The organism is Hydrogenophaga sp. (genome assembly GCF_028698005.1).
GTDB lineage: Bacteria > Pseudomonadota > Gammaproteobacteria > Burkholderiales > Burkholderiaceae_C > Hydrogenophaga.
Genome location: NZ_JAQVEJ010000016.1, coordinates 25,278 through 32,053 on the forward strand (window position 1 = coordinate 25,278; position 6,776 = coordinate 32,053).

6 protein-coding genes are annotated in these 6,776 nt (G+C 70.3%); 5 read left to right on the plus strand and 1 reads right to left on the minus strand.

Features of this window, described 5'->3' with window-relative positions:
* Window positions 1-14: 14 nt before the first annotated feature.
* Entirely contained in the window at window positions 15-1,580 is a 1,566-nt protein-coding gene (locus PHQ87_RS03260; RefSeq protein WP_300231179.1) for a YifB family Mg chelatase-like AAA ATPase, read from the minus strand.
* Window positions 1,581-1,969: 389 nt separating this feature from the next.
* Between PHQ87_RS03260 and PHQ87_RS03265 the strand changes: the two genes are divergently transcribed.
* From PHQ87_RS03265 to glcF, 5 genes are all read left to right on the plus strand, one after another.
* Entirely contained in the window at window positions 1,970-2,308 is a 339-nt protein-coding gene (locus tag PHQ87_RS03265; protein ID WP_066152377.1) for a P-II family nitrogen regulator, read from the plus strand.
* A 31-nt stretch (window positions 2,309-2,339) separates the two neighbouring features.
* Window positions 2,340-3,731 carry an ammonium transporter gene (gene amt / locus PHQ87_RS03270; RefSeq protein WP_300231184.1) on the plus strand — a complete coding sequence of 464 codons (1,392 nt, stop codon included), beginning with the start codon at window positions 2,340-2,342 and terminating at the stop codon, window positions 3,729-3,731.
* Between the two features lie 242 nt (window positions 3,732-3,973).
* Window positions 3,974-4,219, plus strand: coding sequence for a hypothetical protein (locus PHQ87_RS03275; protein WP_300231186.1), 246 nt, complete (start codon window positions 3,974-3,976; stop codon window positions 4,217-4,219).
* Window positions 4,220-4,303: 84 nt separating this feature from the next.
* The gene (gene glcE / locus PHQ87_RS03280) at window positions 4,304-5,455 is read left to right on the plus strand and encodes a glycolate oxidase subunit GlcE (protein WP_300231188.1); all 1,152 of its coding nucleotides are present in this window, start codon (window positions 4,304-4,306) and stop codon (window positions 5,453-5,455) included.
* Between the two features lie 5 nt (window positions 5,456-5,460).
* Window positions 5,461-6,690: a glycolate oxidase subunit GlcF gene (gene glcF / locus PHQ87_RS03285; RefSeq protein WP_300231190.1), complete on the plus strand. Its 1,230-nt coding sequence runs from the start codon at window positions 5,461-5,463 to the stop codon at window positions 6,688-6,690.
* The last annotated feature ends 86 nt before the right edge of the window (window positions 6,691-6,776 follow it).

Consider the following 6,776-nt stretch of genomic DNA (forward strand, 5'->3'; position numbering starts at 1 on the left):
ACGCGTGCCGGGACCTATCCGCCCGCCCGCGGGCCGCGCCGGTACTGCACCGCCTCGGCCACGTGCGCCACACCCACCTGCTCGCTGCCGGCCAGGTCGGCGATGGTACGGGCCACCCGCATGGCGCGGTGGGTGCTGCGGGCGCTCCAGCCCAGGCGCGTGGCGGCGGTTTGCAGGAAGGTCAGTGCCTGGTCCTCGGCCCGCAGGCACGCGTCGAGGCTGTGACCGGTCAGGGTGTGGTTGGGGCCGCCCTGGCGCCGCGTCGCCTGCTGGCGCGCGGCGATCACCCGCTCACGCACCTGGGCGCTGGCCTCCCCGGGCCGGGCGTGCAGCAGCTCGTCGGGGGGCAGGGCCGGCACCTCCACGTGCAGGTCGATGCGGTCGAGCAGCGGGCCGCTGAGCTTGCCCTGGTAGCGCGCGATCTGCTCGGGCGTGTCGCGGCAGGCCCGGCCGGGATGGCCGAGGTAGCCGCAGGGACAGGGGTTCATCGCCGCGATCAACTGGAAGCGCGCCGGGAACTCGCTTTGCATGGCGGCGCGCGAAATCCGGATGTGGCCGGTTTCCAGTGGCTCGCGCAAGGCCTCCAGTGCGCCGCGGGCGAACTCGGGGAACTCGTCGAGGAACAGCACGCCATGGTGCGCCAGCGAGATTTCGCCGGGCCGCGGCGGTGAGCCGCCACCCACCAGGGCGACGGCGCTGGCGCTGTGGTGCGGTGCCGCGGTCGGGCGCAGACCCCAGCGCTCGATGCGGAAGCGCCCGGCCAGCGAGGCCACGGCCGCCGCTTCGAGCGCCTCCGTGGTGGTCATCGGCGGCAGCAGGCCGGCGAAGCGCTGCGCCAGCATGGACTTGCCCGAGCCCGGCGGGCCGACCATCAGCAGGCTGTGGCCGCCGGCGGCGGCGATTTCGAGGGCACGGCGGGCGGCGGCCTGCCCCTTGACGTCGGCCAGGTCCGGGTAGTGGTCGGCGGGGCCGCACTCCGCTGGCCGCAGGCGCAGCCAGCCGCCGTCGTCAACGGGTTCGGGCAGGGCCCCGGCCTCGCCCTCGGGCAGGAAGCGCTGCACCACGTCGAGCAGGTGACGGGCGCGGTAGACCTGTGCGTGCGGCACCAGCGCGGCTTCCTCGGCGCTGTCGGGCGGCAGCACCAGGCGGGTCGGCGGCGGGCTCCCGGGGTGGCCGCCGCCGTGGGCATGCAGCGCCAGGCACATGGCCAGCGCGCCGCGCACCGGCCGCAACTCGCCGCCCAGCGACAGCTCGCCGGCGAACTCCCAGCCCTGCAGCCTGGCGCCGTCGATCTGGCCGCTGGCGGCCAGGATGCCCAAGGCGATGGGCAGGTCGAAGCGGCCGGAGTCCTTGGGCAGGTCGGCCGGGGCCAGGTTGACCGTGATGCGCTTGTTGCTGGGGAATTCCAGCCCGGCATTGGCAATGGCCGAGCGCACGCGCTCGCGTGCCTCCTTGACCTCGGTGTCCACCAGACCGACCAGCGTGAAACTGGGCAGGCCGTTGGCCAGGTGCACCTCCACCTGCACCGGACGTGCCTGCAAGCCCTGCAGTGCCCGGCTGTGCACCAAGGACAGGCTCATGCGGGTTCTCCCTGTTTTGGTGCATGTTCCGGATCGATCCAGGGAACGGTCGCCATGCACCTGTTTTGTGCGCTGTCGGGGGTGATTGGGGCCGCCGACGCCGGAAATGATGGCACGAAGGCGTGCGGCCGCGCTCCCCCGGATAGGGGGAACGCCCCTGGGCATCCCCCTGGAGCCGCCCGGGGCGTGACACGGGACGAGGATCGGGATGCTCAGGCTGGCACGCTCCATGCTAGGTCCTATCCGCGAACGATTCATTACACGGGGGAGCCCATGAAACCTGTCGCATCCGAGGTGGTGCCTGCCCGCGAGGGTGGTGCCATGAGTTTCAGACCCGCTGCCGGCTTCCTGGCCTGACAGCGCCGATATCCGAGAAGAGGACACATCGCATGAAAATGGTCTCAGCCATCATCAAGCCGTTCAAGCTGGACGAGGTGCGCGAAGCGCTCTCCGGCATGGGCGTACAAGGCATCACCGTGACCGAAGTGAAGGGCTTCGGCCGTCAGAAGGGCCACACCGAGCTGTACCGCGGCGCCGAGTACGTCGTTGACTTCCTGCCCAAGGTGAAGATCGAGGCCGCCGTTGACGACGCGCTGGTCGATCGGGTCATCGAAGCCATCGAAGGCGCTGCGCGCACCGGCAAGATCGGCGACGGAAAGATCTTCGTCTCCCCGCTCGAACAGGTGGTTCGCATCCGCACCGGCGAAACCGGCAAGGAAGCGCTCTGAACCCGCATCCCACACAAGAAAGATCACCGACATGAAAAAGCTCATTGCTTCCCTATTGCTGGGTCTGGGCATGGCCTTTGCCGGCGTCAGCGCCGTGGCCCAGACCGCCGAGGCCCCTGCCGCCATCGAGGCGCCCGCCGAAGCTGCCGCTGCGCCGGCGGCCGACGCCGCACCTGCTGAAGCGGCCCCCGCTGCCGATGAACCGAAGGTCGATTCGGGCGACACCGCCTGGATGATGACCTCCACGCTGCTGGTCATCCTGATGACCATTCCCGGTCTGGCGCTGTTTTACGGCGGCCTGACCCGCTCGAAGAACATGCTGTCGGTGCTGATGCAGGTGTTCGTCATCTTCTCGCTGATCAGCGTGCTGTGGTCGATCTATGGCTACAGCCTGGCGTTCGCGGGTGAGGGCAAGTTCTTCGGCGATCTGTCCAAGATGTTCCTCAAGGGCGTGACCGCCGACACCTTCGGCGCGCTGAGCACGATCCCCGAGTACGTGTTCATCTCCTTCCAGGGCACTTTTGCGGCCATCACCGTGGCCCTGATCGTCGGCTCCTTTGCCGAGCGCATCAAGTTCTCCGCCGTGCTGGTGTTCGCCGTGCTGTGGTTCACCTTCAGCTACGTGCCGATGGCCCACATCGTGTGGGGTGGCGGTCTGCTGGGTGCCGACGGCGCGCTGGACTTCGCCGGCGGTACCGTGGTGCACATCAACGCCGGTATTGCCGGTCTGGTGGGCGCCTACGTGCTGGGCAAGCGCATCGGCTTCGGCAAGGAATCGATGGCGCCGCACAGCCTGACGCTGACCATGGTGGGTGCCTCGCTGCTGTGGGTGGGCTGGTTCGGCTTCAACGCCGGCTCCGCCGGTGCCGCCAACGGTGGTGCAGGCCTGGCCTTCATCAACACCGTGCTGGCCACCGCCGCCGCCACGCTGAGCTGGATTGCCGTCGAGGGCCTGACCAAGGGCAAGGCCTCCATGCTGGGTGCCGCTTCCGGTGCCGTCGGTGGCCTGGTGGCCATCACCCCCGCTGCCGGCTTCGTCGGCCCCATGGGCTCGATCGTGATGGGTCTGCTGGCCGGTGTGGTGTGCGTCTGGGGCGTGACCGGCCTGAAGCGCCTGCTCAATGCCGATGACTCCTTCGACGTGTTCGGCGTCCATGGCGTGGGCGGCATCCTGGGTGCCATCCTGACCGGCGTGTTCGTCGCCGAAGGTCTGGGTGGTACGGGCCTGGCCGAAGGCGTGAGCATGGGTGCCCAGGTCTGGATCCAGATCAAGAGCGTGCTGTTCACCATTGTGTGGTCTGCCGTCGTCGCCTTCATCGCCTACAAGATCGCCGACCTGACCGTGGGTCTGCGTGTCAGCGAAGAAGCCGAGCGCGAAGGCCTCGACATTTCCTCCCACGGCGAGGCGGCCTACAACCGCTGAACCACGGGGGAACCCCGGCGTGGCGTGCGGCTGGCCAGTGGATCCCAAGCCGCCACGCAGTCTCTGAGAGTCTCCTTTGGATGTTCACCCCGCGCTGCCGCAAGGCACGCGGGGTTTTTTTCGGGCGCCCGTACCCCGTCCGGGGGACGCGTGGCGGGGGCATGACGGGCTACGATGGCCCTGGCCTGGTCAGGCGGCGTCGGTGCCGGCGGGATCGCCGGGCCGCCGAAGGAGGACAAACCATGTTGAGGGCTCGATGGCGGCGTCGCGCCGCGCTGCTGGCGTTGGCGCTGGCAGCCTCGCTGGCGCAGGCCGCCGACGAAGCGCCGGCCCGGCTCACGGGCAAGGACGCACAGGTCAAGGTGCCGGCGCGTGTGCGCTTTCTCGACAGCGGCAGTGGTGAGACCCGGGCGGCGCGCGACAAGCGGCTCAGGCGCGAATGCAAGGGCCGCCCGAACGCCGGCGCCTGCCTGGGGCTGACGCGCTAGCGGTGGCGCCGCCGCTGGCGCGTTTGCACGGATGCGTGCAAAAAAATCAACGGCACGCGCTGGCCGGCCGCTACCATGCAGGTCATGAGCGCGAGCCCTGCGAAGGATCCGGAGCAGCCGGATCACCTGATCGATCACATCAAGACGGCCGCCGCCGCGCGCACCCCCCTGCGCATCACGGGCGGCGACACCAAGGCCTTCTATGGCGAGGCCGTGGCGGGGCAGCCGCTGTCCACGCGCGACTGGACCGGGATCGTCAGCCACGAGCCGACCGAGCTGGTCATCACCGTGCGTGCCGGCACGCCGCTGGCCGATGTTGAGGCCGCGCTGGCCGAGGCGGGCCAGTGCCTGCCGTTCGATCCGCCGCGCTTCGGCCCGGATGCGGGCGCGGCCTCGACCATCGGCGGCGTGGTCGCGGCCGGGCTGGCCGGTCCGGCCCGCGCCACGGTGGGCGGGGTCCGCGACTTCGTGCTCGGCGCCCAGTTCATCGATGGCCGGGGCGAGTGGCTGAGCTTTGGCGGCCAGGTCATGAAAAACGTGGCCGGCTACGACGTGAGCCGGGCATTGGCCGGATCCATGGGCACGCTGGGCGTGATCACGCACCTGTCGCTCAAGGTGCTGCCCGTGGCACCGGCCGAGGCCACCCTGGTGTTCCGCCTGGACCAGCACGAGGCGCTGGCGCAGTTGCACCGCTGGGGCGGCCGGCCGCTGCCGCTGAATGCGAGTTGCTGGGTGCGCGACGACACCGCGGCCGACCGGCCGGACCTGCTGTTCGTGCGCCTGCGCGGCGCCGTGGCGGCGGTGGAGTCGGCCTGCGAGGTCATGTTGCGCGATGCCGCGGGCGGTGAGCGCATGGACAACGCGCAGGCCGGACCCGACTGGGCGGCCTGCCGCGACCAGGCCTTGCCGTTTTTTCTTCAGCCGCCATCGCCCGATCTGTGCCTGTGGCGCCTGTCGTTGCCGCAGACCGCGCCGGTGATCGAGCTGCCCCAGCCACAGCTCGTCGAATGGCAGGGCGCGCAGCGCTGGCTGTGGGCGCCGGCCTCGGCGGCGGCGCAGATCCGCGCCGCCGCCGCCGCCGTGGGGGGGCATGCAACCCTGTTCCGGGCCGGGGCGGACGGCGCGCCGGGCGTGCCCCGCTTCGATGCGCAGAGCCCCGCGATCCGGGCCATCACCCGCCGCCTGCGCGAGGCCTTCGACCCGCAGGGCATTTTCAACCCTGGCCGCATGGGCTGACCCGGATGCAGACCAACCTCGCCCCTGAATTTCAAGGAACACCCGATGGCATCGCCGCCGAGGCCATCCTGCGCAAGTGTGTGCACTGCGGCTTTTGCACCGCCACCTGCCCGACCTACCAGTTGCTGGGTGACGAGCTCGATGGCCCGCGCGGGCGCATCTACCTGATGAAGCAGGTGCTCGAAGGCGCCGAGCCCACGCGCAAGACCCAGTTGCATCTCGACCGCTGCCTGACGTGCCGCAATTGTGAGAGCACCTGCCCCTCGGGCGTGCAGTACGGCCACCTGGTGGACATCGGCCGCAAGATTGTCGACGCCAGGGTGCCGCGTCCGGCGGCCGAGAAGGCCGTGCGCTGGCTGCTCAAGGAAGGCCTGACGTCGCGTGCCTTCGCGCCCGCCATGGCGCTCGGGCAGCGGGTGCGCGGCCTGCTGCCTCCGGCGCTGAAGGCCAAGGTGCCCGCCAGACAGGCCGCTGGTCGCTGGCCGACGGCCACGCATGAGCGGCAGGTGCTGATGCTGGCCGGCTGTGTGCAGCCGGCCATGCTGCCCAACATCAACAGCGCCACCGCGCGCGTGCTGGACGCCGCCGGCATCCAGACCGTGGTCGCGACGCAAGCGGGCTGTTGCGGCGCGGTCAGGTTCCACCTCAATGACCAGGACGGCGGGCTGGCACAGATGCGCGCCAACATCGACGCCTGGTGGCCCTATGTCGAGCAGGGCATCGAGGCGATCGTGATGAACGCTTCCGGCTGTGGCGTCACCGTCAAGGAGTACGGCCATCTGCTGCGCGGGGATCCGGCCTATGCCGCCCGGGCGGCGCGCATCAGCGAACTCACGCGGGACCTGAGCGAGTTGTTGCCCGGGCTGGTGTCGGTGCTCAGGCCGAAGCTGACGCGGCGGCCCGACGCCGGACGGGTGGTCGCTTTCCACCCGCCCTGCACGCTGCAGCATGGTCAGCAACTGCGGGGCGGGGTCGAGCAGCATCTGGCTGCGCTGGGCTTCACCGTGCAACTGGCGGCCAGCGAGTCGCACCTGTGCTGTGGCTCGGCCGGCACCTACTCGGTCCTCCATCCCGGCATGGCCACGGCGCTGCGCGACCGCAAGCTCGGGCATCTGGGTGCGTTGCAGCCCTCGGTCATCGCCAGTGCCAACATCGGCTGCATCACCCACCTGCAAAGCGGTACGACGACGCCGGTGCGGCACTGGGTCGAACTGCTCGATGACGCGCTGGGTTGACACCGGGCGGCATTTTGCACGCCTGGGGGGTGATGTCGGCCCGGTGCCGGGGTGGGGGTATGCCGTCAGCCGCGGCAGGCGTTAAG